This is a genomic window from Thalassococcus halodurans (assembly GCF_900108225.1).
Taxonomy (GTDB): domain Bacteria; phylum Pseudomonadota; class Alphaproteobacteria; order Rhodobacterales; family Rhodobacteraceae; genus Thalassococcus; species Thalassococcus halodurans.
In genome coordinates, this window is the sequence record NZ_FNUZ01000002.1 from 701,764 (window position 1) to 727,343 (window position 25,580).

General features: G+C 56.8%; 23 protein-coding genes and 2 tRNA genes. 18 read left to right on the forward strand and 7 right to left on the reverse strand.

What is annotated here, in order from left to right; genetic code table 11:
- Positions 1–157: 157 nt before the first annotated feature.
- Positions 158–248 (reverse strand) — tRNA-Ser (locus C4S59_RS08400).
- A gap of 191 nt (positions 249–439) precedes the next feature.
- On the opposite strand from C4S59_RS08400, the gene C4S59_RS08405 reads away from it, so the two are divergent.
- From C4S59_RS08405 to C4S59_RS08440, 8 genes are all read left to right on the forward strand, one after another.
- On the forward strand, positions 440–1,330 hold the full coding sequence (locus C4S59_RS08405; protein ID WP_103910332.1) for an SPOR domain-containing protein: 891 nt from the start codon (positions 440–442) through the stop codon (positions 1,328–1,330).
- A 63-nt stretch (positions 1,331–1,393) separates the two neighbouring features.
- The gene (locus C4S59_RS08410) at positions 1,394–2,563 is read left to right on the forward strand and encodes a D-alanyl-D-alanine carboxypeptidase family protein (protein ID WP_103910012.1); all 1,170 of its coding nucleotides are present in this window, start codon (positions 1,394–1,396) and stop codon (positions 2,561–2,563) included.
- Positions 2,560–3,201 carry a dTMP kinase gene (gene tmk, locus C4S59_RS08415; RefSeq protein ID WP_234994714.1) on the forward strand — a complete coding sequence of 214 codons (642 nt, stop codon included), beginning with the start codon at positions 2,560–2,562 and terminating at the stop codon, positions 3,199–3,201. The genes C4S59_RS08410 and tmk overlap by 4 nt, the downstream gene beginning before the upstream one ends.
- Positions 3,201–4,331, forward strand: a complete 1,131-nt coding sequence (locus C4S59_RS08420; protein WP_103910013.1) for a DNA polymerase III subunit delta' — start codon at positions 3,201–3,203, stop codon at positions 4,329–4,331. Before tmk ends, C4S59_RS08420 begins: the two co-directional genes overlap by 1 nt.
- Positions 4,332–4,401: 70 nt before the next feature.
- Positions 4,402–5,202, forward strand: a complete 801-nt coding sequence (locus C4S59_RS08425; protein ID WP_103910014.1) for a TatD family hydrolase — start codon at positions 4,402–4,404, stop codon at positions 5,200–5,202.
- A complete protein-coding gene (locus C4S59_RS08430) occupies positions 5,199–5,999 on the forward strand; it encodes an MBL fold metallo-hydrolase (protein ID WP_103910334.1) in 801 nt (266 codons plus the stop codon). The genes C4S59_RS08425 and C4S59_RS08430 overlap by 4 nt, the downstream gene beginning before the upstream one ends.
- A gap of 15 nt (positions 6,000–6,014) precedes the next feature.
- Complete coding sequence (locus C4S59_RS08435; protein WP_103910015.1) at positions 6,015–6,944, forward strand: AEC family transporter; 930 nt, start codon at positions 6,015–6,017, stop codon at positions 6,942–6,944.
- An 81-nt stretch (positions 6,945–7,025) separates the two neighbouring features.
- A complete protein-coding gene (locus C4S59_RS08440) occupies positions 7,026–7,451 on the forward strand; it encodes a hypothetical protein (RefSeq protein ID WP_103910016.1) in 426 nt (141 codons plus the stop codon).
- A gap of 278 nt (positions 7,452–7,729) precedes the next feature.
- On the opposite strand, the gene C4S59_RS08445 is transcribed toward C4S59_RS08440, so the two are convergent.
- Positions 7,730–7,815 (reverse strand) — tRNA-Leu (locus C4S59_RS08445).
- Between the two features lie 186 nt (positions 7,816–8,001).
- On the opposite strand from C4S59_RS08445, the gene lipB reads away from it, so the two are divergent.
- The 4 genes from lipB to C4S59_RS08465 all read left to right on the forward strand — a co-directional run bounded on the left by lipB (position 8,002) and on the right by C4S59_RS08465 (position 12,217).
- Positions 8,002–8,667, forward strand: coding sequence for a lipoyl(octanoyl) transferase LipB (gene lipB / locus C4S59_RS08450; RefSeq protein ID WP_103910017.1), 666 nt, complete (start codon positions 8,002–8,004; stop codon positions 8,665–8,667).
- A gap of 339 nt (positions 8,668–9,006) precedes the next feature.
- Complete coding sequence (ctaD, locus tag C4S59_RS08455; RefSeq protein ID WP_103910018.1) at positions 9,007–10,680, forward strand: cytochrome c oxidase subunit I; 1,674 nt, start codon at positions 9,007–9,009, stop codon at positions 10,678–10,680.
- 128 nt (positions 10,681–10,808) lie between these two features.
- On the forward strand, positions 10,809–11,306 hold the full coding sequence (locus C4S59_RS08460) for a DUF2244 domain-containing protein (RefSeq protein ID WP_103910335.1): 498 nt from the start codon (positions 10,809–10,811) through the stop codon (positions 11,304–11,306).
- Positions 11,306–12,217, forward strand: a complete 912-nt coding sequence (locus C4S59_RS08465) for a hypothetical protein (RefSeq protein ID WP_103910019.1) — start codon at positions 11,306–11,308, stop codon at positions 12,215–12,217. Before C4S59_RS08460 ends, C4S59_RS08465 begins: the two co-directional genes overlap by 1 nt.
- A 90-nt stretch (positions 12,218–12,307) precedes the next feature.
- Here the strand turns inward: C4S59_RS08465 and C4S59_RS08470 are convergent, their stop codons facing one another.
- Complete coding sequence (locus C4S59_RS08470) at positions 12,308–12,769, reverse strand: GatB/YqeY domain-containing protein (RefSeq protein ID WP_103910020.1); 462 nt, start codon at positions 12,767–12,769, stop codon at positions 12,308–12,310.
- Between the two features lie 186 nt (positions 12,770–12,955).
- Between C4S59_RS08470 and carA the strand changes: the two genes are divergently transcribed.
- Entirely contained in the window at positions 12,956–14,110 is a 1,155-nt protein-coding gene (carA, locus tag C4S59_RS08475; RefSeq protein ID WP_103910021.1) for a glutamine-hydrolyzing carbamoyl-phosphate synthase small subunit, read from the forward strand.
- 71 nt (positions 14,111–14,181) lie between these two features.
- On the forward strand, positions 14,182–16,062 hold the full coding sequence (locus C4S59_RS08480; protein WP_200813187.1) for a glycosyltransferase family 2 protein: 1,881 nt from the start codon (positions 14,182–14,184) through the stop codon (positions 16,060–16,062).
- 3 nt (positions 16,063–16,065) lie between these two features.
- On the opposite strand, the gene C4S59_RS08485 is transcribed toward C4S59_RS08480, so the two are convergent.
- Positions 16,066–16,713, reverse strand: a complete 648-nt coding sequence (locus tag C4S59_RS08485) for a GntR family transcriptional regulator (RefSeq protein WP_103910023.1) — start codon at positions 16,711–16,713, stop codon at positions 16,066–16,068.
- A gap of 104 nt (positions 16,714–16,817) precedes the next feature.
- On the opposite strand from C4S59_RS08485, the gene C4S59_RS08490 reads away from it, so the two are divergent.
- Together C4S59_RS08490 and C4S59_RS08495 are read left to right on the forward strand one after the other, a co-directional pair.
- Positions 16,818–17,459, forward strand: a complete 642-nt coding sequence (locus C4S59_RS08490; RefSeq protein WP_103910336.1) for a pyrimidine 5'-nucleotidase — start codon at positions 16,818–16,820, stop codon at positions 17,457–17,459.
- 55 nt (positions 17,460–17,514) lie between these two features.
- Positions 17,515–18,720, forward strand: coding sequence for a UbiH/UbiF family hydroxylase (locus tag C4S59_RS08495; protein WP_103910024.1), 1,206 nt, complete (start codon positions 17,515–17,517; stop codon positions 18,718–18,720).
- 6 nt (positions 18,721–18,726) lie between these two features.
- Here C4S59_RS08495 and C4S59_RS08500 read toward each other — a convergent pair whose 3' ends face one another.
- Positions 18,727–18,996, reverse strand: coding sequence for an usg protein (locus C4S59_RS08500; RefSeq protein WP_103910025.1), 270 nt, complete (start codon positions 18,994–18,996; stop codon positions 18,727–18,729).
- A 194-nt stretch (positions 18,997–19,190) separates the two neighbouring features.
- Here C4S59_RS08500 and gyrA point away from each other — a divergent pair, with 194 nt between their 5' ends.
- Positions 19,191–21,974, forward strand: a complete 2,784-nt coding sequence (gene gyrA / locus C4S59_RS08505) for a DNA gyrase subunit A (RefSeq protein ID WP_103910026.1) — start codon at positions 19,191–19,193, stop codon at positions 21,972–21,974.
- A 130-nt stretch (positions 21,975–22,104) separates the two neighbouring features.
- A complete protein-coding gene (locus tag C4S59_RS08510; protein WP_103910027.1) occupies positions 22,105–22,938 on the forward strand; it encodes a LysR family transcriptional regulator in 834 nt (277 codons plus the stop codon).
- Here C4S59_RS08510 and C4S59_RS08515 read toward each other — a convergent pair.
- A complete protein-coding gene (locus C4S59_RS08515; RefSeq protein WP_103910028.1) occupies positions 22,935–24,410 on the reverse strand; it encodes a carboxypeptidase M32 in 1,476 nt (491 codons plus the stop codon). The two genes, C4S59_RS08510 and C4S59_RS08515, sit on opposite strands and share 4 nt — an antisense overlap.
- Positions 24,407–25,552 (reverse strand): heme A synthase, encoded by a 1,146-nt coding sequence (ctaA, locus tag C4S59_RS08520; RefSeq protein ID WP_103910029.1) that lies wholly within the window; start codon positions 25,550–25,552, stop codon positions 24,407–24,409. The genes C4S59_RS08515 and ctaA overlap by 4 nt, the downstream gene beginning before the upstream one ends.
- Between the last annotated feature and the right edge of the window lie 28 nt (positions 25,553–25,580).

Genomic DNA, 25,580 nt, shown 5'->3' on the forward strand with positions numbered 1-25,580 from the left:
GCGCGTATCAAAAATAAAATGTTTAACCTCTTAGATTCTGTATTTCAGAGGTCTGAACTGGTGGCTGTTTGGGTCGCGAAAATTTGCGTAAACCATGTTGTACCATGGGGCGGTTTTACGCCTGAATGCAAGTCTGTGATGATGGGATAAACGGTAGTGGCGGAGGCTCAGGGATTCGAACCCTGGGGACGCTCATCACGCCCAACGGTTTTCAAGACCGCCGCATTCGACCACTCTGCCAAACCTCCGGTTCGCTGGGCATAGCCCCAGATTTTCGATTCTGAAAGGTCCTAACGGGGAAAATCCGCCGAAGAAGGACCGTCAGGCTTTTCTTAAAGGCGGCATCAGGCTATTGTCCGCGCGAACAATAATGCGCCAAACACGCAGACATGCCACTGACCGATGCAGTTGGGGGCGGGAACAGGCAATGGGTCAAATTATGAGCAGCAAGTTTTTGGGTAAGCCTTTGTCAGGTGCTCTTCGGCAAGGCACCGTAATTGCAGTAGGTTTTGCGGCACTTGCCGGATGCGACGCATCCCAAATGCCCGGATTTCTTCAAGCAAAAGACAGCTCGGCAACGGTTCAGGAAACGGGCTCGTTCGGCACCGGAAATCTGGTAGAGCGCGACATCGAGGCCCCCGAAGTTTTCCAGGCCAATGAGGCCGGTCTTTGGGATGGTCGCCCGTCCCTGGGTGGTGTTTGGGTTGCTCACCCCAATGTGAAAGAGCCCGAGCGCGTCATCATCCGGAATGAACAGAACGGCCAATTCGTGATTGGCGCGCTGTTCAAACGTGAACGCGAAACGCCCGGCCCGCGCCTGCAGGTCAGCTCGGATGCCGCTGCAGCCTTGGGCGTTCTGGCTGGTAGCCCTGCGAACCTGAGTGTCGTGGCACTGCGCCGTGAAACCGTTGAGGAAACACCGCCACCCGCTGTTACGCCGCCGAATATGCCTGTCACCGCCGACGGGCTTGAAAGCACGCCCGAGATCGAGGCAGCCGCGCTTGATCCGATCACATCCAGCGCTGCGGCAGCGATCGAAAGTGCGTCCGAGCCCGCACCTGCGCCACAGCCTGCCACGTTGACACCGCCGACTGCGTTGGAAAAACCCTTCATCCAGATCGGTATTTTCAGTGTCGAACAGAACGCCAAAAATACCGCCACGGCTATGAAGCAGCAGGGCATGATCCCAACCGTTAAAAAGCAGACGTCGTCTGGCAAAACCTTCTGGCGTGTGATCGTCGGCCCTGCACAGTCGAAATCCGAAATCTCGACACTGCTGAAAAAAATCAAAGCTGCCGGTTTCACTGACGCCTACACGGTGACAAACTAAACCGTCTTCAACATCACCACGGCGGATGACGTATCATCAGCCTTCGGAATAATGGAGTTGCCCATGCTATCGCCCCTTCGTCTTCTGGCCGGAGCGTTGCTGATATGGATGCACTCGACCGTTGCGGCGGTCGCATTTGATACCCCTGCCCGTGCGGCTTTTGTGCTGGACCAATCCACGGGAACGGTTCTTCTGTCCAAGAACGCCGACGAAAGCCTGCCGCCTGCGTCGATGTCCAAGCTCATGACGCTGTACATGGCCTTTGAAGCGATCCGCGATGGTCGGTTGACGTTGGATGAACGGCTCCCCGTCAGCAGCCACGCAATGTCGTATGGTGGCTCGACCATGTTTCTGGACACTACAGACCGTGTCAGCGTCGAAGACCTGATCCGCGGGATCATTGTGCTGTCCGGCAATGATGCCTGCGCCGTGATTGCCGAAGCGCTTAGCCCGAACGGAACCGAAGCCGGTTTTGCGCAACTGATGACGCAGCGCGCACAACAGTTGGGCATGACCAACTCGACCTTCGCCAATTCCAATGGCTGGCCTGCGCCCGGCCATCGCATGTCGATGCGGGATCTGGTTTTGCTGGCGAACAACATCATCACCGAGTTCCCCGAATTTTACGAAATGTTCTCGGAGCGCCGGTTTGAATTTGACGGTCGCGCGCCGCAAAACGTTGCCAACCGCAACCCGTTGTTGGGCTTGGGCATCGGGGCCGACGGCCTGAAAACCGGCCATACGCAAGAAGCTGGTTACGGTCTGGTGGGATCTGCCGTGCAAAACGGCCGTCGTGTGATCTTTGCGATCACCGGTCTCGACAGCACAAGCGCCCGCGCAGAGCAGTCAGAAGCCATTGTGAACTGGGCGTTTCGCCAGTTTGCCGAAAAAACAGTGGTGACCAAAGACAAGAAAGTCGCCGAAGCACAAATCTGGATGGGCGCGGAAACGTCAGTTGATCTGGTAAGCAACGAAGACGTGCGTCTGCTGTTGCCTGTCGCATCGGTGAAACCGGTAGAATCCGAGGTCATCTACACAGGTCCGATCCAGGCGCCTGTGAACAAAGGCGACCGTCTGGCAGAACTGATCATTCGTCCCGAAGGGCTTCCTGAACATCGCGTTCCGCTGTACGCGGCATCCGATGTGGGCAACGCCGGCTTTATCAGCCGTGTGTCCACAGTGGGTTCTGTGCTGTTCAAACGTCTTTCCAGCGACACGCAAGGCGCGATGTGACCAAGACCGGAATGTTCATCAGCTTTGAAGGTATTGACGGATCTGGGAAATCCACGCAGGCCCGTTTGCTTGCCGACCGTCTGCGCGCGGATGGCCATGATGTGATCCTGACCCGTGAACCCGGCGGCAGCGAAGGCGCGGAACAAATTCGCAATCTAGTTCTGAATGGCCCGACAGATCGTTGGTCGCCCCAGACCGAATTGTTACTGTTCAATGCTGCGCGCCGCGATCACCTGGAACGCCTGATCTGGCCAGCGCTTGAAGATGGTAAGATCGTTGTCTGTGACCGGTTTGCAGATTCCACCCGCGCCTATCAGGGCAGTACCCGTGGTGAACGGCGTAAGTTGGTGGATGACCTGCATAACCTGATGATCGGCGTCGAACCTGATATGACGGTTCTGGTCGATATCGACCCGAATACAGGCCATTCCCGCGCAACCGAACGAAACACAGGCGATGACCGTTTCGAAGGCTTCGGATCGGATTTTCAGGTCACGATGCGCCAAGCGTTTCTGGATATGGCCGACGCCAGCCCGAACCGGTTTCAGGTCATCGATGGGGATGGCACAATCGACGAGGTGTCAGACCGTATCTACGCGGCGGTGACACAACGCCTTGCACAAAATGCGGATGCCTGATGGCAGAGCCTGTTGATCTCCCGGAACCCGACCGCGTTGAAGGTGCCCCGCACCCACGCGAAACGCTGCGCCTGATCGGTCATGATGCGGCTGAACGGGGTTTTCTGGATGTGTACAACTCCGGTCGTCTCCACCATGGGTGGCTGATCACCGGACCTCGTGGTGTGGGCAAGGCAACTTTTGCCTGGCGCATTGCCCGTTTTTTGCTGGCCACGCCCCCTGCCGACGACAACGACATGTTCGGCGCACCGCCCACACCGGAAACCTTGGACATTCCCGAAGACCACCCCGTCATGCGCCGCAGCATGGCGCTGTCGGAACCCAACCTTTACCTTCTGCGCCGCGGCCCCAATGAAAAGGGCGACAAGCTGGCCAATGAAATTCTGGTCAAGGAAGTGCGCAAGCTGAAGGGCTTCTTCTCGATGTCTTCGGCGGATGGTGGCCGCCGCGTTGTGATTATCGACGCCGCAGACGAGATGAACACAAACGCGGCCAACGCGATCCTGAAGCTGCTGGAAGAGCCGCCCGCCAACACGATCATGCTATTGATCTGTCATCAGCCCGCACGCCTTTTGCCGACGATCCGGTCCCGCTGCCGCGAGTTGCGGCTGTCGCCGTTGTCTCCGGCGGATATGTCCACGGCCTTGGGCGAAACCGGCGCGGATATGTCACCGGCGGATGCCGAAGCTTTGGCAGAACTGGCAGGCGGATCTGTGGGCGATGCCCTGCGCCTGATCCATCAAGACGGTCTTTCCCTGTATCAGATGCTTATGCGGATCATGGCCACAATGCCCGACCTTGACCGCCCCGCTGCGCTGAACCTAGCGCAATCATTGGCCGTGCGCGGTCAGGAAGAAAAGCTTGGCCTGTTCTTTAAGCTTGTCGATCTGGCAATGGTGCGTCTTGCGCGCACAGGACTGGGCACGCCGCCTGCCCGCTTTGCCAGCAGCGACGAACAGGCGGTACTGACCCGCCTTTCCCCGCATTCGGTGGCGGCACGTGAATGGGCGACCCTTGCCCAAGAAGCAGGCGACCGCGCCCGACATGGTCTTTCGGTCAATGTGGACCCTGCCTCGATCGTGTTCGACATGTTTATGCAAATGCGCGAGACGGCTGCGAAACTGCGCTAATACCGCTTCCCGCCTTGACCCCTGTGCGGCCTTCCTAGATATCCAAATCAAGCACGATAACGGATTGACTATGACGCACCCGCGGATCACCGACAGCCACTGCCATCTGGATTTCCCCGATTTCGACGAAACCCGCCCCGAGGTCATTGCCCGCGCGGTCGAGGCGGGCGTGCACCGGATGGTGACGATCTGCACGCGTCTGAAGAACGAACCGCTTGTCCGTAAGATTGCCGAAGACAACGATCCGGTGTTCTACGCTGCGGGCACCCACCCGATGAGCGTTGCGGACGAACCGATGGCAACTGTCGATGAATTGGTCGCCCTGTCCCAGCATCCTAAGTTTGTGGGCATCGGCGAAACGGGGTTGGATTACCACTACACCGCCGACAGCGCCGAAGTGCAGAAGACATCCCTGAAGGTCCACATTCAGGCCGCGCAGGAAACAGGCCTACCGTTGATCATCCATGCGCGTGCTGCTGACAATGACATGGCCGATATTCTAAACACGGCTTACAAGGCCAAGCCCTACACCTGTGTGATGCATTGCTTTTCGTCTAGCGCCGAACTGGCCAAGGCGGCCTTGGACTGTGGGTTTTACCTGTCGATGTCCGGCATCGCAGCTTTCCCCAAGTCGCAGGAATTGCGCGATATTTTCGCGGCCGCTCCGCTGGATCGTGTGCTGGTCGAAACCGACAGCCCCTACCTTGCGCCGCCGCCCTATCGTGGCAAGCGCAACGAGCCGTCCTATTCTGTCCATACCGCGCAAAAAGGTGCCGAGGTCTTCGCTATCGACTATGCCGAGTTTGCCGCAGCAACCGAAGCCAACTTTGACCGCCTCTTCGCCAAAGCCGCCGCATGGAGCCCCGCATGACGAACGAATTGCGGTTCACAATCCTTGGCTGCGGATCGTCCGGTGGCGTGCCTCGCATCGGCGGGCATTGGGGCGATTGCGATCCATCCAATCCCAAAAACCGCCGCACACGCTGTTCAATGCTGGTGGAACGTGTCAGCGATGCTGGCACCACGCGGGTTCTGATCGACACCTCGCCTGACCTGCGCACCCAGTTGCTGGACGCCGGTGTCGGCGAGATTGACGCGGTGATCTACACCCACGCCCATGCGGACCACACCCACGGTTTGGATGACCTGCGCATGATCGTTTACAACATGCGCGCGCGCTTGCAGGTCTGGGCCGATGAGCCCACACGCGACAACCTGTTCGAACGGTTCCGCTATGCGTTCGAGACGCCCGAAGGCAGCAGCTACCCCCCCATTCTGGATATGAACCTGATCGACGGTGATGTGACGGTCACTGGTGCGGGCGGCGAGATTACATTCAATCCCTTCCTTGTCCGTCACGGCGGGATGGATGCACTAGGCTTCCGCATCGCGGGCCTTGCCTATTTGCCGGATGTTGCAAGCATTCCGGATGAGGCCTGGGGTGCACTGGAAAATCTGGATATCTGGATTCTTGACGCGCTGCGCCGCGATCCCCATCCGACGCATTCCCATCTGGCCCAGTCGCTTGAGTGGATTGAAAAGGTCGCCGCCAAACGCGCTGTGCTGACCAACATGCATATCGATCTGGACTACGAGACTGTTCGGGCCGAAACGCCGGAACACGTGACCCCCGCCTACGACGGCATGGTCATCACCCTGCCGCTCTAATTCGAAGGACCCGCCATGCAGGCGCTGTTAGAAGTTATCCTCCCCGTCTTTCTGGTGATTGGCGCGGGGTATCTGGCCGTTTGGCGCGGCGGGTTCAGCAACGATGCGGTCGACGGGTTGATGAAGTTCACCCAGAACTTCGCCATTCCCTGCCTTCTGTTCAAAGCGATCTGGACGCTGGACCTCGGCGACAGCTTTGATCCAAAACTACTGATCAGCTTTTACACCGGCTCGGCCACAGGGTTCACTTTGGGCATGGTGGTGTCGCGTTTCGTGTTCAAGCGCGATTGGGAAGACTGCGTCGCCATCGCCTTTGCCTGCCTCTTCGCCAACTCGGTCCTGCTTGGCCTGCCGATCACGGAACGCGCCTATGGCCCGGACGCACTTCAGGCAAACTATGCGATCCTCGCGATGCATTCGCCGTTTTGCTACGGGCTGGGCATCACCACGATGGAAATCGTGCGCGCCAAGGGCAAAACCGCCATCGGCACCGTGCGCACGGTTCTGAACGCCATGCTGCACAATGCGCTGGTGATCGGCATTATGCTGGGTGCGGTGTTCAACATCTTTGATCTGGGTCTGCCAAGCCCCGTGACAGACGCGCTGGATATGATGATCCGCGCAGCGCTTCCCGCGGCATTGTTCGGTGTAGGTGGCGTGTTGTTCCGCTACCGTCCGGACGGAGATTTCCGTGTGATTGCATTCGTATGCTTTGTGTCGCTCGTGTTGCACCCGACCATCACTTGGACCTTGGGTAAAGCGTTCGAACTGCCGACCGAGGCCTTCCGTTCAGCCGTAATCACCGCCGCCATGGCACCGGGCATCAACGCTTATGTCTTTGCAAACATGTACGGTCGGGCAAAACGCGTCGCGGCCTCGTCTGTCCTGATCGCAACCGCCTTGTCGCTGGGCACAGCATGGGCATGGCTAAGCGCGCTGCCGTAACAGTATTGCCAAACATTAACCGCTCTGGTTGTGAATCGCTTTTTTTTCTGCAATTAACCACAAAAACTTGAGAGGGACTTTATGAAAAATCCAATCATTTTCGCCACTTGCTGCATTCTACTTAGTGGATGCGTTAGCCAAGAAACATTTGTTAAAAACAATATTAGATACACAGAGTACGAACTCGATAGAGCTGAGTGTGAAACGAACGCTGCACAGGAAGTTGCGGTTAACCGCAGCCCTGGAGCCGAGATCGCTGTAGCGGTTCTTACGGGCGTGTACCAAACACAGGACGCAAATGCTCCGGCGCGCAAACGAAACTACGAAGCCTGTATGCTTAAAAAGGGATACCAAAGAGTAGAATTACCAGTGTGTCCGAATGCCCAGAATGCCAAGGCAACCGGTGTAGGGCCACTTACTGCCAACAAAGAAATTCAAGTTGGAAAAGGCTCTTGTTACGCGATGGATGCTTCGGGCAGGATCATTTTTGCGAAGAAGGAAGACTAGACGTTGATAGGCTCGTAAAAATCACGATTAGTAAAATTAAAGCTTTAAAATGACAAAGAGCCCTCCCACTGTGGAGGGCTTTTCAATGCGCCAGATCATTCGAAAACGGCAAAACGAGCCAAAATGAGTTTAAAAATTACACCCAAGGATAGACCAACACGCTTTACAAGAAGCACTGCACTAAAGTTGGGACACCCTGTTTATTCAAAGCCAACCGCGTAATGGTGACCCAGAACAATTTTTTTTGAAGGAAATGCCCAACAAGCTCTTTTGGGAGTTGGTGCGGTCGAGAAGACTCGAACTTCCACGGGTGTTACCCCACAGCGACCTCAACGCTGCGCGTCTACCATTCCGCCACGACCGCACGTCTTGACTTGGTAGCGCGGCGTATAAATCAGCCTCTGCACGATGTGAAGAGCAAATTGACGGAAATCCGCGCCGTCGCACGAATATTTACCGCAGGGGGTCTGGGCTTGCACTTCCCTGCCCGACGCGGGCAAATGGAGCCCGAGCTCAACAGCCTTAACCGGCGCAGAAACTGGCACTTATCATGATCGAATGGCGCAATACCCCCGGGCTGACAGATTACGACGACGCGGTTGCCTTTATGGAAAAGCGCGCGGCCGAAATCGCCGAGGGCACAGCCAATGAATTGATCTGGCTGGTCGAACACCCGCCTCTTTATACATCCGGCACCAGCGCCAAGATCGAAGACCTGAAAGACCCCGACCGTTTTCCGGTCTACCCATCCAAACGCGGCGGCCAGTTCACCTATCACGGGCCCGGTCAGCGGGTGGCCTATGTGATGCTGAATGTCGGCGAACGCGGGCGTGATGTGCGCTGTTTTGTGCGCGATCTTGAAAAATGGGTGATCCTGACTTTGGAAGAATTCGGCCTGACCGGACACATCCGGCAGGGTCGTGTTGGCGTCTGGATCGAACGTCCGGAAAAGCCCGCCCTGCCCTCGGGTGAGGTGGCCGAAGACAAAATCGCCGCCATCGGCATCCGGCTGAAAAAATGGGTCAGCTTTCACGGCATCTCGATCAATGTCGAGCCGGAGCTGAACCATTTCGACGGGATCGTGCCCTGCGGAATCACCGATTACGGCGTTACCAGTCTGGTTGATTTGGGCCTGCCTGTGACGATGGACGATCTGGACGTCGCGCTGCAGCGCACGTTTTCCATGGTTTTCGGCGAAGAGCCTAGGAACAGCTGATATTTCCTGCATCCAAGAATCACGGCTGATAGACGCTCTGGCACTGGCATAGCGCAATTCTGATGATGCGAATCAATTGATGGTCATTTGATTACCAGCAGGTGTCATGGGTGCGAAAACGGCTGTCGAAAATCAACTCAGGGGCTGAATTTCCGGAATTTCGCCACCAAAGTCTTAAACCTTCCAGTGAAGGACCCCAGACTGCGACAAAAATAACCCCCATGCGGCAAAACCGATCATTGCCGTACACGATTGCATTCCCTAAAACGTACCAACAATTCCATGGGGGTGGTCCGTCTCGGTTCGCCCTCCGTGCACTATCACCTGAGGAGGCACACAATGGCAGACGCCGCCATTCACGGCCATGACCACGAAGATGAACGCGGGTTCTTCACGCGTTGGTTCATGTCCACCAACCACAAAGACATTGGTATTCTGTACCTGATCGTGTCCGCGTTCGCGGGCTTCATCTCGGTCGCGTTCACAGTGTACATGCGTCTCGAGCTCATGGAGCCGGGCGTTCAGTACATGTGTATGGAAGGCGCCCGCATGACCGCAGCTGCGGCAGGCGAATGTACTCCGAACGGCCATCTCTGGAACGTCATGATCACCGGTCACGGCATTCTGATGATGTTCTTCGTTGTTATTCCTGCGCTGTTCGGTGGCTTCGGCAACTACTTCATGCCGCTGCAGATCGGTGCGCCGGACATGGCGTTCCCGCGTATGAACAACCTGTCCTTCTGGCTGTACGTCGCTGGTACATCGCTGGCGGTTTGCTCGGTTTTCGCACCGGGTGGTAACGGTCAGCTTGGCTCCGGTGTGGGCTGGGTTCTGTACCCGCCGCTGTCCGTACGTGAAGGCGGTCTGTCCATGGACCTCGCGATTTTTGCGGTTCACGTGTCTGGTGCGTCGTCCATTCTGGGCGCGATCAACATGATCACAACCTTCCTGAACATGCGTGCCCCGGGCATGACACTGTTCAAGGTTCCGCTGTTCTCGTGGTCGATCTTTGTCACATCGTGGCTGATCCTGCTGTCCCTGCCGGTTCTGGCGGGCGCGATCACCATGCTGCTGACAGACCGCAACTTCGGCACAACCTTCTTTGATCCTGCCGGTGGCGGTGACCCCGTTCTGTACCAGCACATCCTGTGGTTCTTCGGCCACCCAGAAGTTTACATCGTTATTCTTCCGGGCTTCGGCATCATCAGCCACGTGATCGCGACATTCGCACGTAAGCCGATCTTCGGTTACCTGCCGATGGTATGGGCGATCATCGCGATTGGTGCTCTGGGCTTCGTCGTGTGGGCGCACCACATGTACACAGTTGGCATGTCGCTGCAGCAGCAGTCCTACTTCATGCTGGCGACCATGGTTATCGCGGTACCGACAGGTGTTAAGATCTTCTCGTGGATCGCCACAATGTGGGGCGGCTCGATCGAGTTCAAAACACCGATGATGTGGGCTTTCGGCTTCCTGTTCCTGTTCACCGTTGGTGGCGTTACAGGCATTGTACTGTCGCAGGCTGGTATCGACCGCGCCTACCACGACACATACTATGTGGTTGCACACTTCCACTACGTAATGTCGCTGGGTGCTGTTTTCGCGATCTTCGCGGGCATCTACTTCTACCTGCCGAAAATGACAGGCCGCATGTACCCCGAGTGGGCTGGTAAGCTGCACTTCTGGGCGTTCTTCATCGGTGCGAACATGACATTCTTCCCGCAGCACTTCCTGGGCCGTCAGGGCATGCCGCGCCGTTATATCGACTATCCTGAGGCATTCGCCACATGGAACTATGTATCGAGCATCGGCGCATTCCTGTCCTTCGCTTCGTTCATCTTCTTCTTCGGCGTGATCTTCTACACAGTCTTCGCCGGCCGTAAGGAAACACGGAACAACCCGTGGAACGAATACGCGGATACGCTGGAATGGACCCTGCCTTCCCCGCCGCCCGAGCACACGTTCGAGCAGCTTCCGAAGCAGGAAGACTGGGACAAAGGCCACGCACACTAAGTGCCTGACCTGACCAAAAGAAAGCCCCGCAGTTTTGCGGGGCTTTTTCTTTGCAGGCCTGTAAAAAACTGCGTGATCTGAGACACCTTGCCTCTGGCCTTGGACGCGCAAAAGATTACTTTCGCGACATGCCTTACTCTTGGTCTGAAAACACAGATTCACACCCCGCGCAGGAACTTCGGCTTTGGCCGCACCAGTCCCTGCCGCCCAAGGGGTTTGCCGCGTTCATTCTGATCACCTACCTGCTGTTCACCGTGCCGCTTTACGGCCTGTTGGGAACCAAGCTGTTGTGGGGGCTTTTGCCGTTTCTGATGATCACTTTGGCAGGGGTCTACTATGCCCTCAGGCGCAATGATCGCGACCGGCAAATCCTTGAGGTTTTGACCATCACGCCTGACAGCACCCATCTTCTTCACCGATCCGCAAAGGGCGCTGAACAGGAATGGGATTGCAACACCTACTGGGTGCGGGTCGCACTTTACCCCAAAGAAGGCCCCGTTCCAAATTACATCACGTTGTCAGGCTCTGGCCGCGAGGTGGAAATCGGGTCTTTTCTGACCGAAGAAGAGCGTTTGACGCTTTATGCAGAGTTGAACGACCGGTTGCGGCAAGCTACACGCCAGTAATGGCACAGGTCCCTGCAACACCAAAACTCCAGCGCGTCAAAACGCTTATGAAGGCCCGCTTGGGTAATCCCGAAAGTGTGGCCACAGAGGACGGATTGCAGGCCTCTGAAATCGCCGCGTTGAACTTGCGCGCGGCACTTGCAGATCAGAACGGCCAACCTGTCGCTGAACAGGTCATTTTTCTGATCCCGCTGGTATCGCCCAAGGACGTGACCGACTGGGACGCTGTGACCGGACGGTTGAACCGAACGCTGCAAAGCTTTCTGGACCAGACCATTCCGAATTGGCGCGCTGTTGTCTGCTGTCAGGAACGCCCGCCCCTGCCCGACGATCCGCGCATCAGCTACCTGCCCTTCGATGAACCGTTCGAAGGCAACGACAAATGGCGCAAGCTGCATCACCTTGCCGACAGCCTGAGCGCCGCGAATGATCCAGCCGGATACGTCATGAGCTTTGATGCCGATGACCTGCTGCACAAAGGCGCGGTCGATCACATGCTGCGCACTCAGGCCAAGGGCGGCTATCTGGTCGAAAAAGGATATGTGCGCGACGTAGCAGCGGGCGACATCGCCCTTGCGGGACGTCCGACACTTGCGCTGCCCCTTCGGAAACCATTCTGGAAGCTTTGCGGGTCCTGCGTGGCCTTGCGGTATGATCCCGAGATCAAAGAAAGCACACCGTTCATTCAGGCAATGACCCAGCATGAACATCGCATGTTCCCCTATCTTGCCAAACTGGCTGGACTGCCGCTGACTGCGCTGCCGGAGCCGATGGTGCTGTATGAGCTGAACCACGGCGAAAACTTTGGCGAGCGTCGCGGGCGCGTCAGCTTTAAGACGCGCTTTGTGCAGCGATTCAAAATTTCTGACCAAGCGACACTTGACGGCATCGATCAGAACTTTCCGAGCTGACAGTGCACAGATGCGCGCGCTCAAACGAACAGGGCACAAATAAAAAAGGCCGCTTCAAAGCGGCCCTTTCTTTATCTCTTTTTCGGCAACTCAGGCAGAAAGACGGTCTTTGACCATCGGGCCCACGGCACCGAAATCCATCTGACCTGTGTACTTGGATTTCAGAATACCCATCACACGACCCATGTCGCGGATTGATTCTGCCCCCACTTCGGCCACGGCCTCATCCAGTGCTGCGGCCACTTCGTCCTGAGACAGCGGACGCGGCAGGAATTCCTCGATCACGACGATCTCGGCCTCTTCGCGTTCAGCCAGATCAAGACGACCGCCTTCTTCGTAAGTGCGGGCGCTTTCACGGCGCTGCTTGACCATTTTCCCAAGGATAGCGAGCACTTCGTCCTCACCTACCCCGTTTTCTTTCCCCTCGGAACGAGCGGCAATATCGCGGTCTTTGATCGCGGCATTGATCAGTCTCACGGTCGACAAACGGGCGGCGTCTTTGTCTTTCATCGCCTGTTTCATCGCTGTGTTTATGCGCGTACGCAGATCCATTTGCGGTCTATCCCCAGTGATTTCGCAAAGCTTGCTTCTACTCAAAGCATATCCATAGCGCAATACAAAGCGCCGCAACGTCAAACCGTATTAAAAATGCTGTGAATCAGGCCAACAGGTGGCCTTGACCCTATGGGCTACGACTCTTAGGTAAGGCGCAATTTGGCCTTTGACAGGAGTCGCGCCATGACGCTTGCCCAACCGAAAAAACCCACCGCTTGCCTCGCCCTTGCTGACGGCACGATCTTTTACGGAGAAGGCTTTGGCGCAGAAGGCGATACCGTCGCCGAGCTGTGCTTTAATACAGCCATGACTGGTTATCAGGAAATCATGACAGACCCGTCCTACGCGGGCCAGATCGTGACTTTCACTTTCCCGCACATCGGCAACACCGGCGTGAACCCCGAAGACGACGAAACCGGTGATCCGGTGGCTGCGGGTATGGTTGTTAAGTGGATGCCCACGCAATCCTCCAACTGGCGTGCAGTATCGGAGCTGTCCGATTGGCTCTCCAGCCGCGGTCGCATCGCGATCGGTGGTGTTGATACACGCCGTCTGACCCGCGCGATCCGCCAGCAAGGTGCGCCGCACGTCGCCCTGTCGCACCGTGCCGATGGTGTGTTCGACATCGACGCGCTGGTTCAAAAGGCCCGTGCCTTCGAAGGCCTGTCCGGTCTTGATCTGGCCAAAGACGTGACATGCGCACAAAGCTATCGCTGGGATGAAATGCGGTGGGCTTGGCCCGAAGGCTACACACGTCAGACCGATGCAAAGCACAAGGTCGTCGCCATCGACTATGGCGCAAAACGCAACATCCTGCGCTGCTTGGCATCTGCCGGCTGTGACGTCACCGTTCTTCCGGCGACGGCAACAGCAGAAGACGTGCTGGCGCTGAACCCCGATGGTGTTTTCCTGTCGAACGGCCCGGGCGATCCGGCGGCAACAGGCAAGTATGCCGTGCCGATGATTCAGGGCGTTCTGGAAAAGGACCTGCCTGTCTTCGGCATTTGCCTTGGTCACCAGATGCTCGCGCTCGCGCTGGGTGCGAAGACGGTCAAAATGAACCACGGCCACCACGGTGCAAACCATCCCGTTAAGGAAATCGGCACGGGTAAGGTCGAAATCACGTCGATGAACCACGGTTTCGCGGTGGACAGCCAGACTTTGCCGGAAGGTGTTGAAGAAACGCATGTGTCGTTGTTCGACGGATCGAACTGTGGTCTGCGCATCAAAGACAAACCCGTCTTTTCCGTTCAGCACCACCCGGAAGCCAGCCCAGGCCCGCAGGACAGCTTCTATCTGTTCGAGCGTTTTGCCGACGCTATGGCGAAAGCAACCTAAATCTATCTCGGCGGTTAACGCACCGTTAAACACTTTACCGTCTTCTGCCGCAAAGCGGTATGGAGACGGCGATGTCTGTCGATCAGTTTGACCAGCCACCAAAAGCGCGCGACTTTGTTGCTGACAAAGGCCGGCGACAACGCCGTCCTTTCAGCAAGGTTCTGATCGAAAACGGCGCGGTCCCCAAAACCAAAGTTCTGGATGCTATGGTCACAGCGCGTGACTGCGGGGTCACACTTGATCGTGTCGCGGTTGCCGAAAACCTTGCGACGTCGAAAAAGGTTCTCGGCTTAACGGCTAGAAATTTTGGGATAAAGCCACTTGATACAAAGGCATTTCCCGCTGATCCGGCTATTGGCGGCCTGCTAAGCCCCGAAACTTGCCTGACATTTGGCGTCGTCCCTTGGGCCTATCAAGACGGCCTTTTGATTGTCGCGGCCAGCAGTCCCTTTGGCTATGACGCGTGCCGACCCTTACTGGAAAAAAAGGGAATCGCGCCTGCGATGGCTCTCGCCACCGAAGAAGACATCGAAGGTCTGATAATTCAAAGACATGGGGCGGCACTGGCAGAACGCGCAGAAACGCACGTTCCACAGGACCTGAGTTGCCGCGATTTTGCGATGACATCCCCGCTGTCTATAGCAATCGCATCAGCCTTTGCCTGCTTGAACATTCTTTCGCTGTTTCTTTATCCGCAGCTTTACTTTGCGTCCCTCGTCAGTATCGCCGTCGGCGCTCTGGCCGTTACGCAAGTCTTCCGGATCATCGTCGCGCTGAAATCGCCGAAGTTTCAGCACGAAACCGCGCCACGCCGATTGGGAGAACGTCCGGTCGTGTCTGTACTAGTCCCCTTGTTTGACGAAGACGCCATCGCGAATTCCTTGGTAAACCGCCTGAAACGGCTGGATTACCCAAAGGCCTGCCTCGATGTGCTTCTGATATTGGAGAAATCCGACCAGAAAACCCACGATATGCTGGCACAAAGCGATTTGCCCGGTTGGATGCGGATCGTGACGGTTCCAGAAGGCACGGTTCAGACAAAACCCAGAGCGTTGAACTATGCCCTCAACTACGCACGTGGTGAGATCATTGGCGTCCTTGATGCAGAAGACGCCCCCGCCGCGGATCAGATCACCCGTATCGTTGACAGGTTTGCCCGAAGTCCGCCCGAAGTGGCCTGCCTGCAAGGTATTTTGGATTACTATAACCCGACGGCAAACTGGCTCTCCCGTTGTTTTACGATCGAGTATGCGACTTGGTTCAGGCTGCTTTTACCGGGGGTGGCCAGCGCAGGATTTGCAGTGCCGCTTGGTGGGACAACAGTCTACTTCCGGCGCGCCGCGTTGGAACATGTCGGATGTTGGGACGCCCATAACGTCACAGAAGATGCAGATTTGGGTATCCGATTGGCCCGTTACGGCTACCGGACCGAGATGGTTGGCACCGTCACTTTGGAAGAAGCGAACAACAGGCCTTGGCCATGGATCAAACAACGATCGCGCTGGTTGAAAGGATATTTGCAAACGTGGCTAGTCCATTCGCGAAATCCCAAACGCCTATTGCGGGAACTGGGGCTGAAGCGGTTTCTGGGGTTCCACGCGTTGTTCTTGTGCTCGTCACTGCAGTTTTTGCTAATGCCGGTGCTGTGGTCTTTCTGGCTGGTGGTCGCGGGGTTGCCTCACCCACTAGACGGCTTTCTGACGCCGGACGTGCGATACGGGCTCACTGCTTTGTTCCTGAGTTCCGAGGCCCTATCCGTCACAATCGGGGCGTTCGCCTTGGCCAGATCCCCCCACAAGACGCTGATGCCGTGGGTTCCGTCTCTGCTTCTGTATTTCCCGCTGGGATGTATCGCCGCCTACAAAGCGCTGTGGGAGTTGGTCAGGAAACCGTTTTTCTGGGACAAGACAGCACACGGTACGTCCCAGCCCCAGTCTGACACCCACGTTTAGAAATCAATCACCGGATTTCAGCGAATCCAGCTTCAGACGTGTCACAAAGGCGACCGAGATATGATCACGGAGTGCCTTGTAGGCGGCGTGTTCATCACGGCGCGAAATCGCATCCACGATGGCCGCATGTTCGCCAAGAGCAACCTCACCCCGACCTTGGGCTGCCAGCGACGTGGTCGCCATCAACGCCATCGAGCGATGCACCAGATCCAACTGCTGCACCAAAAAGCGGTTATGTGACGCCAGATGGATTTGCTTATGGAACCGGCGGTTCGCCCGCGCGAGCGCTTGAGGCTCGTCAATCAGCTTACGATCTTCATCGACCATGCCCTGCAGAACCTGAATTTCTTCCTCGGTCGCGTGGCGCGCAGCAAGACGGGCGGCCAACCCCTCAAGCTCGGTCCGCACAGCATATAGTTCGGACATCTGGTTGTGATCCAAGGACGCCACAATCAACGAACGACCGTCCCGCGCCAGTAGCGATTGCGTCTCAAGCCGCTGCAATGCTTCACGGATCGGGGTACGCGATACGCCGAATCTTTCGGCCAGATCGCTTTCAACCAAGCGGTCACCGGGGCGATAGATTCCCGTATCAATCGCATCAAGAATAAGCGAGTAAGCGTCTTTTTGTTGTACACGCGTCTGCGACATACGGGTCTCCTCCGAAGTATCCGTGGACAATAGGACTGGTTTCCTTACGTTTTCAAGCGCGGCCATTGTATCGTTTCGCCGCACCGGATAGCGTCCGCGTCACGATGAAAGACACATTTTCCCATGTTCGCCATTGGGTGTTCGATCTGGACAACACCCTCTACCCCCCAGAAATGCGGCTTTTCGACCAGATCGAAAAGCGGATGACGTCCTATGTTATGAACAGTCTGAACGTCACCGCAGATCAGGCACAGGACCTTCGAGTGAGCTATTGGAAGAAATACGGCACCACGCTTGCAGGGCTGATGGCCAACCACGATCTGGATCCTGTTCCCTTTCTGAAAGACGTGCATGACATTTCATTCGACGTACTTTCGCCGGATGCGGAACTGCGTGCCCAGATCGCGGCGCTGCCCGGCCGCAAGATTATTTACACGAACGGTACCCGCCCCTACGCTGAACGCGTGATTGAGGCGCGCGGGCTGGATGGCCTGTTTGAGGCGATCTATGGCGTCGAACACGCGGGCTATGCGCCCAAGCCCGAACGCAGCGCGTTTGAAAAGGTCTTTGCGCTGGATGGGACCGACACCACCACTGCTGCCATGTTCGAAGATGATGTGCGCAACCTACAGGTGCCGCATGCGATGGGCATGAAAACCGTGTTGGTTGCCGACGAACCCACGGATCACGATCATATCCATCATCACACCAATGATCTGGCCGCGTTTCTGTCTAAACTGGTGTGACAGCTGCGACGCTTTTGCAGTGGTGAAACGCGCCCCTACGACCTAGATGAAGCCTATGACACAGAACGCGCTCAGTTTTGATATCGTAATCTCGGGCGGTGGCATTGCCGGCCTGACGGCAGCTGCGGCTTTTGGCAAAGCAGGCTTTTCAGTGCTTTGCGTTGATCCTGCGCCACCGATTACCACGCGCGATGCTGATGGCGCGGATTTGCGGTCGACCGCTTTTCTACAGCCCGCCCGCGACTTTCTAAATGACATCGGCCTGTGGCAAGTGCTTGCCCCCTTTGCCACCCCACTGCAAACAATGCGCATCGTGGATGCAGGTGGCGAAGTTGCCGAACCTCGTGTGACGAAGGATTTCGATGCGGCGGACATTTCCGAGGAACCTTTCGGTTGGAACCTGCCCAACTGGCTTTTGCGTCGCGAAATCTCGGCCATTTTGAACGACCTTCCCAATGTTGAATTCCGCCCCGGTGTGAAGGCTGAAACCCTGTTTACACGCACCGCTCAGGCTCGTGTCGGGCTGAGCGACGGAACCAAAGTTTTCGCCAAACTGGTCATTGCAGCAGACGGTCGCAATTCGCCGATGCGCGACGCGGCAGGCATTGGTGTTCAGACAACCCGTTTCGGACAGAAAGCACTGGCCTTTGCCGTCACGCACAGCCTGCCCCACCGGTTCGTGTCGACGGAAATTCACCGCACGGGCGGGCCGTTTACGTTGGTGCCACTGCCCGATTTTGACGGCAAACCTTCCTCGGCCATCGTCTGGATGGAAGAATCCGCCAAAGCCGACGCATTGATGGCGTTGGATGAGACCGATTTCGAGGCCGCGATGAACGAACGGTCGTGCGAACTGTACGGTCCTTTGAAACTGGCGTCCAAGCGCACAATCTGGCCGATCATCGCGCAAAAGGCAGATAGCCTGATTGCGGAACGTCTGGCGGTCGTCGCCGAAGCCGCACATGTGGTGCCGCCCATCGGCGCGCAGGGCCTGAATATGAGCCTGAAAGACATCGCGACGTTGCTTGACCTGGCGACCAAACATCCAGAACAGCTTGGGGACCAGCTTATGCTGGATGCCTACGAAAGGGCCCGCTATGGCGATGTAAAGCTACGGGTTGCCGGTATCACTGCATTGAACCGGACATCTATGGCATCGGACCAAACTCTGCGCGATTTGCGTGCCAAGGGCATCGACCTGCTGCACGGCGTCGGCCCGGTGCGCCACGGTCTGATGAAACTGGGTCTCGGGGCGAAATAGCCCTGTTCAGTGATAGGTAAATTCACCGACGACGTTGCGCCATTCACCGGATGACAGCAGTTTTCTGTGCGTGAATTTCACCGAATGCAGCGGACCTTCGATCTCGTCCTGCCAGAACTCGATGAACCGGAACAGCTTGGGATGATCCGGTGCCAGATCGTAGTCTTGCCAGATGAAACTGTTCAGAACGTGCTGGTAATCGGGGATCCGGTAAAAGATTTCCGCAGTGGTCAGGCCATAGCCTTTCAGCATCATTTCCGTTTCGTTGATTTCCATACTCAACCTCCAATTTTTTTCTGATGTGTTCAGGTTTGAAAATTCAGCAACTTCTGTCAACAAAAACAGTATGTTAGCACTCTGACGGAATGGCTGCCGAAAAATCGCGCTGATCCATACGTTGCACCCCATATCCTGCCTCTGCTATGATATGAGCCAACAACATATAGAATAACGACAGGCGGACAAAAAAAGTGACCGACCGGCCAGAAACCCCTGAAAACGAAGAAGAAAATCGGCCCGAACGCCCCGCGTATGATGGCCCTGCGGTCTCCATCGAACATGAGATGAAGACATCGTACCTCGATTACGCAATGAGCGTGATCGTCAGCCGTGCGATTCCCGACCTTCGGGACGGTCTGAAACCGGTGCACCGCCGCATCCTTTATGCGATGCATGAAACGGGTAACAGCCACGACAAACCGTATCGCAAATCGGCCCGTCCTGTGGGCGATGTCATGGGTAAATACCACCCCCATGGCGACAGCGCGATCTATGACGCGCTGGTCCGTATGGCGCAGGATTTCTCGATGTCCTTGCCGCTGCTGGATGGTCAGGGCAACTTCGGTTCGATGGACGGCGATAACGCAGCCGCCATGCGTTACACCGAGGTCCGCATGGACAAACCGGCGGCTTACCTGCTGAACGATATCGGCATGGAAACCGTCGATTTCCAGGACAACTACGACGGCAAGGATCAGGAACCCACGGTTCTGCCTGCCCGCTTCCCGAACATGCTGGTCAACGGTGCCGGTGGTATCGCGGTTGGTATGGCGACCAACATTCCGCCGCATAACCTTGGTGAAGTGGTTGATGCCTGCCTTGCGCTGATCGAAAATCCCGATCTGACGTCCGAGCAGCTGATCCATTACGTTCCTGGCCCCGATTTCCCGACAGGTGGCATCATGCTGGGCCGTTCCGGCGCGCACAAAGCGTACCTTGAGGGTCGTGGATCGGTGATCATCCGGTCGAAAACTCGGGTTGAAGAAATCCGCAAAGACCGTTGGGCGATTGTCATCGACGAAATCCCCTATCAGGTGAACAAGGCATCGATGATCGAAAAGATCGCCGAAGCCGCCCGCGAAAAACGGATCGAAGGTATCGCCCACGTTCAGGATGAATCCGACCGTAACGGTGTGCGCGTTGTCGTAGAACTGAAGCGCGATGCCACGGCTGAGGTCGTTCTGAACCAGTTGTTCCGCTACACGCCGATGCAGACATCCTTTGGCTGTAACATGCTGGCCCTGAACGGTGGTCGTCCGGAACAGCTTACTCTGCGCAAGTTCCTGACGTCCTTTATTGATTTCCGTGAAGACGTCGTTGCCCGCCGAACCGCATACCTGCTGCGCAAAGCGCGTGAACGCAGCCACATCCTGTGTGGTTTGGCGGTTGCCGTAACCAACGTTGACGAAGTGGTCGCAACGATCCGTAGTTCGGCCGACGCCGCCGAAGCGCGTGAAAAACTGATGACGCGTCGCTGGCCCGCGCAGGACATTGCGGATTACATCCGTCTGATCGATGATCCAACCCACACGATGAATGACGACGGGACGTATAACCTGTCTGAAACTCAGGCGCGTGCGATCCTCGAACTGCGTCTGCAGCGTCTGACACAAATCGGTGTGAAGGAAGTCACCGACGAGCTGGAAGAACTCGCCTCCAAGATCAAGGAATACCTTGAAATTCTGGGATCTCGCGACCGGATCATGGGCATCATTTCGGACGAACTGAACGAAGTGAAAGAGCTGTTCGCCGTGCCCCGCCGCACCGAGATTGTCGAATGGTCGGGCGATATGGTCGACGAAGACCTGATCGAACAGGAAGACATGGTCGTCACAGTCACGCAGACAGGCTACATCAAGCGCACGCCGCTGGCCGACTTCCGCGCGCAGCGTCGCGGCGGCAAAGGTCTGTCTGGTATGGCAACCAAAGATGATGACGTGGTCACCACTCTGTTTGTCGCCAACACTCATACGCAGCTGTTGTTCTTCACTACCGAAGGCATGGTCTACAAGCTCAAGACATGGCGCCTGCCCCAAGGGTCGCGTACGTCCAAGGGCAAGGCGATCATCAACATCCTGCCCATTCCGCAGGGTGTTTCGATTGCCGCGATTATGCCCGTTGACCGCGCCGAGGATGAATGGGACCAGTTGCAGATCGTCTTTGCGACCTCTGCCGGTACGGTTCGCCGCAACGCGCTGTCTGACTTCACCAACGTGAAGTCGAATGGCAAGATCGCGATGAAGTTTGAAGACGACAACGCCGATACCCGTCTGATCAACGCTCGCATCTGTTCGGAAGACGACGATGTGATGCTGGTCACCGCTAAGGGCCGTGCGATCCGCTTCCGTTCGACCGATGTGCGCGTGTTCAACTCGCGCGCGTCCGTTGGTGTGCGCGGCATCAACCTGAAAGACGGTGATGAGGTCGTATCGATGTCCGTCATCCGCCACTTCGAGGCCAGCCCGGAAGAACGCGCGGCTTACCTCAAGATGCGTCGCGCGGTTGCCGGCTTGGCTGACGATGCCGAGGGCGATGAAGACGATGTCGCACCGGGCCTGATCACGCAGGAACGCTATGCCGAGATGTCGGCCGCTGAAAACCTGATCCTGACGATCACCTCGTTGGGTGCTGGTAAACTCAGCTCGTCGCACGACTACCCTGTCCGCGGACGTGGTGGTCAGGGTGTGACAGCGATGGACAAAGCCATGCGTGGCGGTCCGCTGGTGGCCTGCTTCCCTGTCGAGATGGGCGACCAGATCATGCTCGCAACCTCCAAGGGTCAGTCCATCCGCGTGCCTGTTGATGGCATCAGCTTCCGTTCCCGCAGCGCAGGTGGCGTGCGCGTCTTCAACACCGGCAAAGGTGAAGAGGTCGTCAGCGTCGCATGGATTGCGGAACAGGACGAAGAGGATGTGATCGACGGTGAAGCCACCGAAATCACGCCTGAAACACCCGAAGGCGACACAGAAAACTGACCTTTTGATCAAATAAATCGAACGTTTTTGAAAACGCGCCTTGCATATTTGCAACGGCGCGTTTTCTATACGCAGCGCCGAACTGCCCCTTTTCCAAGCAGTCGGAACTCAGACTAGACGTGGTGGACTTATGATTAACTGGGATGATCTTCGGTTTTTGGTAGCTCTTTCGAAAACCGGAACGATGACCGCAGCGGCCAAATCTCTCGGGACCAATACAGCAACAGTGTCGCGACGTATCGAGCGGTTGTCAGGCCATTTGGGAACGACAGCTTTTATCAAAACACCCGATGGCTGGCAGCCGTCAGGCGCAATCCGCCCGATCATCGATCTTGCGCAGGATTTTGATGGTGCTCTTCGGTCGCTGTTGAACGAACCGTCCATCCGGCGCGGCGCCGAAGATATCCGCGTCAGCATCGGCTGCATCCCGGTCATCAACTCGCGCGTTCTATTTCCGGGTCTCAAGAAATATTCCAAGGATCTCGAAGGCTTATCGCTCGTTTTTCATGACCGCGCGCAACGTGAAGGTCTCGGTGACAACGATCTGGTCATCACGCCCGGGGCACCGGATCACGGGCGGGTCATCACCCGAAAAGCAGGTGTGCTGAGCTTCCGACTCTACAAGATCAAGGATATGCCCGACCCACAAGATTGGATCGGTCTGGTCGAAAGCTTTGACGCCATCGACATCATGCGGGCTGGTTTCGATCTGTACCGCCGCCCGCCCAAAGTGCGCGTGGAAAACTTTGATGCCATCTATCAGCTGATGAACGCGACCGGCTATTGCGCGCCGCTGCCTACGATCATCGGCGATGCGGATGATCGGCTAGGGCCGGTCAGCGCGACCTTGCCCGAAGCAAAAATGGACATGTGGATGTCCTACCATGAAACCCGCCGCAATGATCCGGCAATGCGGCAGGTCGTGGATTGGATCCTCAAATGCTTTGAGGATCTGACACCTTAAAGGTCGTAAATCTCGCCGAATTTGGCTTCCAGATAGTCCATCAAAGGTGCCTCGGACGGCTCAGCCCCTGTGGCTTTGGCGATCAGGTCGGTCGGTTTGTACAGCCCACCGTGCTGCTGCACGTTTTCCTGCAGCCACGCCGTCGCCGCAGTGGTATCGCCCTTTGCCAGATCCGTATCGAGATCGGGCAACGCACCCCGCATTGCCACGTTCAGGCAGCCCGCATACAGGTTGCCCAACGAATAGGTCGGGAAATAACCGAACAGGCCGACGGACCAGTGCACATCCTGCAGCACTCCGTTCGATGCCTTGTCGACCTTATAACCAAACGCCTGTTCGAACCGCGTATTCCACGCCTCTTCAAGGTCGGCCACGTCCAGCTTGCCCTCCATCAGGTCTTTTTCCAGACCAAAGCGCAGCAAAACGTGCAGGTTATACTGGATTTCGTCCGCTTCCGTCCGGATGTAGCCTTTGTGGACCTTATTCACGGTCGCGTAGAATTCATCTTCATTGGCGATGCCGAAATCACCAAAGGCCTCTTTCATCTCGCCGAACAACCACGATGTAAACGCACGCCCACGACCGATCTGGTTTTCGTAGATCCGGCTCTGGCTTTCGTGAACGCCCATCGACACGCCACTGCCCAAAGGCGTGAACAGATAATCGTCGTTGATGTTCTGCTCATAGCAGGCGTGGCCGACTTCGTGGATGGTCGAATAGAAGCAGTTGAACGGGTCGATTTCACTGGTGCGCGTGGTGATCCGCACGTCCATGCCGCTACCGGATGAAAACGGATGCACAGCCTTATCAACGCGACCGCGCGACATGTCATAGCCAAAGGTTTTGGCCAGTTGCCGCGTCAGCTTCATCTGCTTGGCTTCATCAAACGTGCCTGTGACGCTCTTGGGTTCGGGTTTGCCCAACACCTTGTCACGCAGGGCAATCAGACGCGGCTCCATTGCGTTGAACATCGCAGCGATCTGGTCGCCTGTCGCGTCGGGCTCATAATCGTCCAGCAACGCGTCATACAGGTTGCCTTTGCTCAGCGCCGCGGCCTCTTCCCGCTTTAACGATACAATTTCTTCCAGCGTGGGCGCGAAAGAGGCGAAATCGTCCTTTGACCGTGCCTCGGCCCAGATGCCTTGCGCCATGCTGGTTTTACGGGCCAGTTCCGACGCCAGTTTGGCCGGAATAGCCGTGTTACGCAGGTACGATTTGCGGATGTGGCGCAGGTTTGCCTGCCCCACTTGATCAAGCGTTTTATCGTTAATGGCAGCAAGCCAATCGCCCAAACGCGGGTCCGTGCGACGGGCGTGCAGCACATGCTCCATCGCGGCCATTTCCTCGGCCCGTTGTGGGGCTGCACCCCGTGGCATCATGGTTTCCTGATCCCAGCCCAAGCGGCCAGCGATTTGCCCCAGCGCACCTGTTTCGCGCTGAAACGCCATCAAGTCGTCATATGCGTTGGTCATGCGACCCCCCTGACCGACTGGAAGCGCGGGTACTGCGCGCCGAAACGGGCACGAATGATCAGCACCCACAAAAGAACAGCGCCCAACTGGTGCACGATCGCGATGTGCAGCGGCGAGCTGTAGATCACGGTGACGATCCCCAGAACCATTTGCAACGTCATCATCGCCATCACCGCATTGAAACGGAAGCGCGTGTCGGCGTTGGGCGATTTGCGTGCACGGCGCCAGACAATCACACCGAAGATAAACAGCGCATAACCTGTCATGCGGTGGATGAACTGCACCAGACCATCGTTTTCAAAGAAGTTGCGCCAGACGGGCTCGATCTCGAACGGGGTTGGCGGGATAAACGCGCCACCCATCAGCGGCCAGTCGGTATAGTTGCGCCCCGCATCAATACCGGCAACCAATGCGCCGATCAGGATTTGCAGAAAGGCAAAGTGCATCAGGCCTGTGCCCATGGAAAACAGTTTGGCCTCGCGGTTACGTCGCGCTTGGAACAGATCGCGCTGATCGTGCCCCAGCATGAATACGTACCACGCGATGAACCCGAGGATCACGAACGCCAGGCCAAGGTGCGTGGCCAGACGGTAGCTGGCCACATCCAGCATCTCGCCCGAAAGGCCCGAAGACACCATCCACCAGCCAATCGCGCCCTGAAGGCCACCCAAAGCACCCAACAGCAACAGGCGACCAGTCCAACCGGTCGGGATGTTTTTGGTCACGAGGAAGCCAAAGAAACCAACGGCCCAGACCAGACCGATCACACGGCCCAGCTGACGATGGCCCCATTCCCACCAGTAGATAAACTGGAACTCGGACAGGCTCATGCCCTTGTTTTGCAACTGGTATTCAGGGATCTGCCGGTATTTGTCGAATTCGACCTGCCAGGCTGCCTCGGACATCGGCGGCAGTGCGCCGGTGATCGGGGCCCATTCGGTGATCGACAGGCCGGAATCTGTCAGGCGGGTCAAACCACCGACAACGATCATGGCCATCACCATGGCAAACAGCACCATCAACCAGATGCGGATCGCACCGCGTGCGCCGCCCCTGCCCTGATCGATCATTCCGCCTTGGGGCGCTGCGGGTTTGGCAGTGTCACTGCCGACTTCTTCGAAAAGCTTTCGCTGACCGCTCATGTAAACTCTCCTTGATCGAAGCAGACAG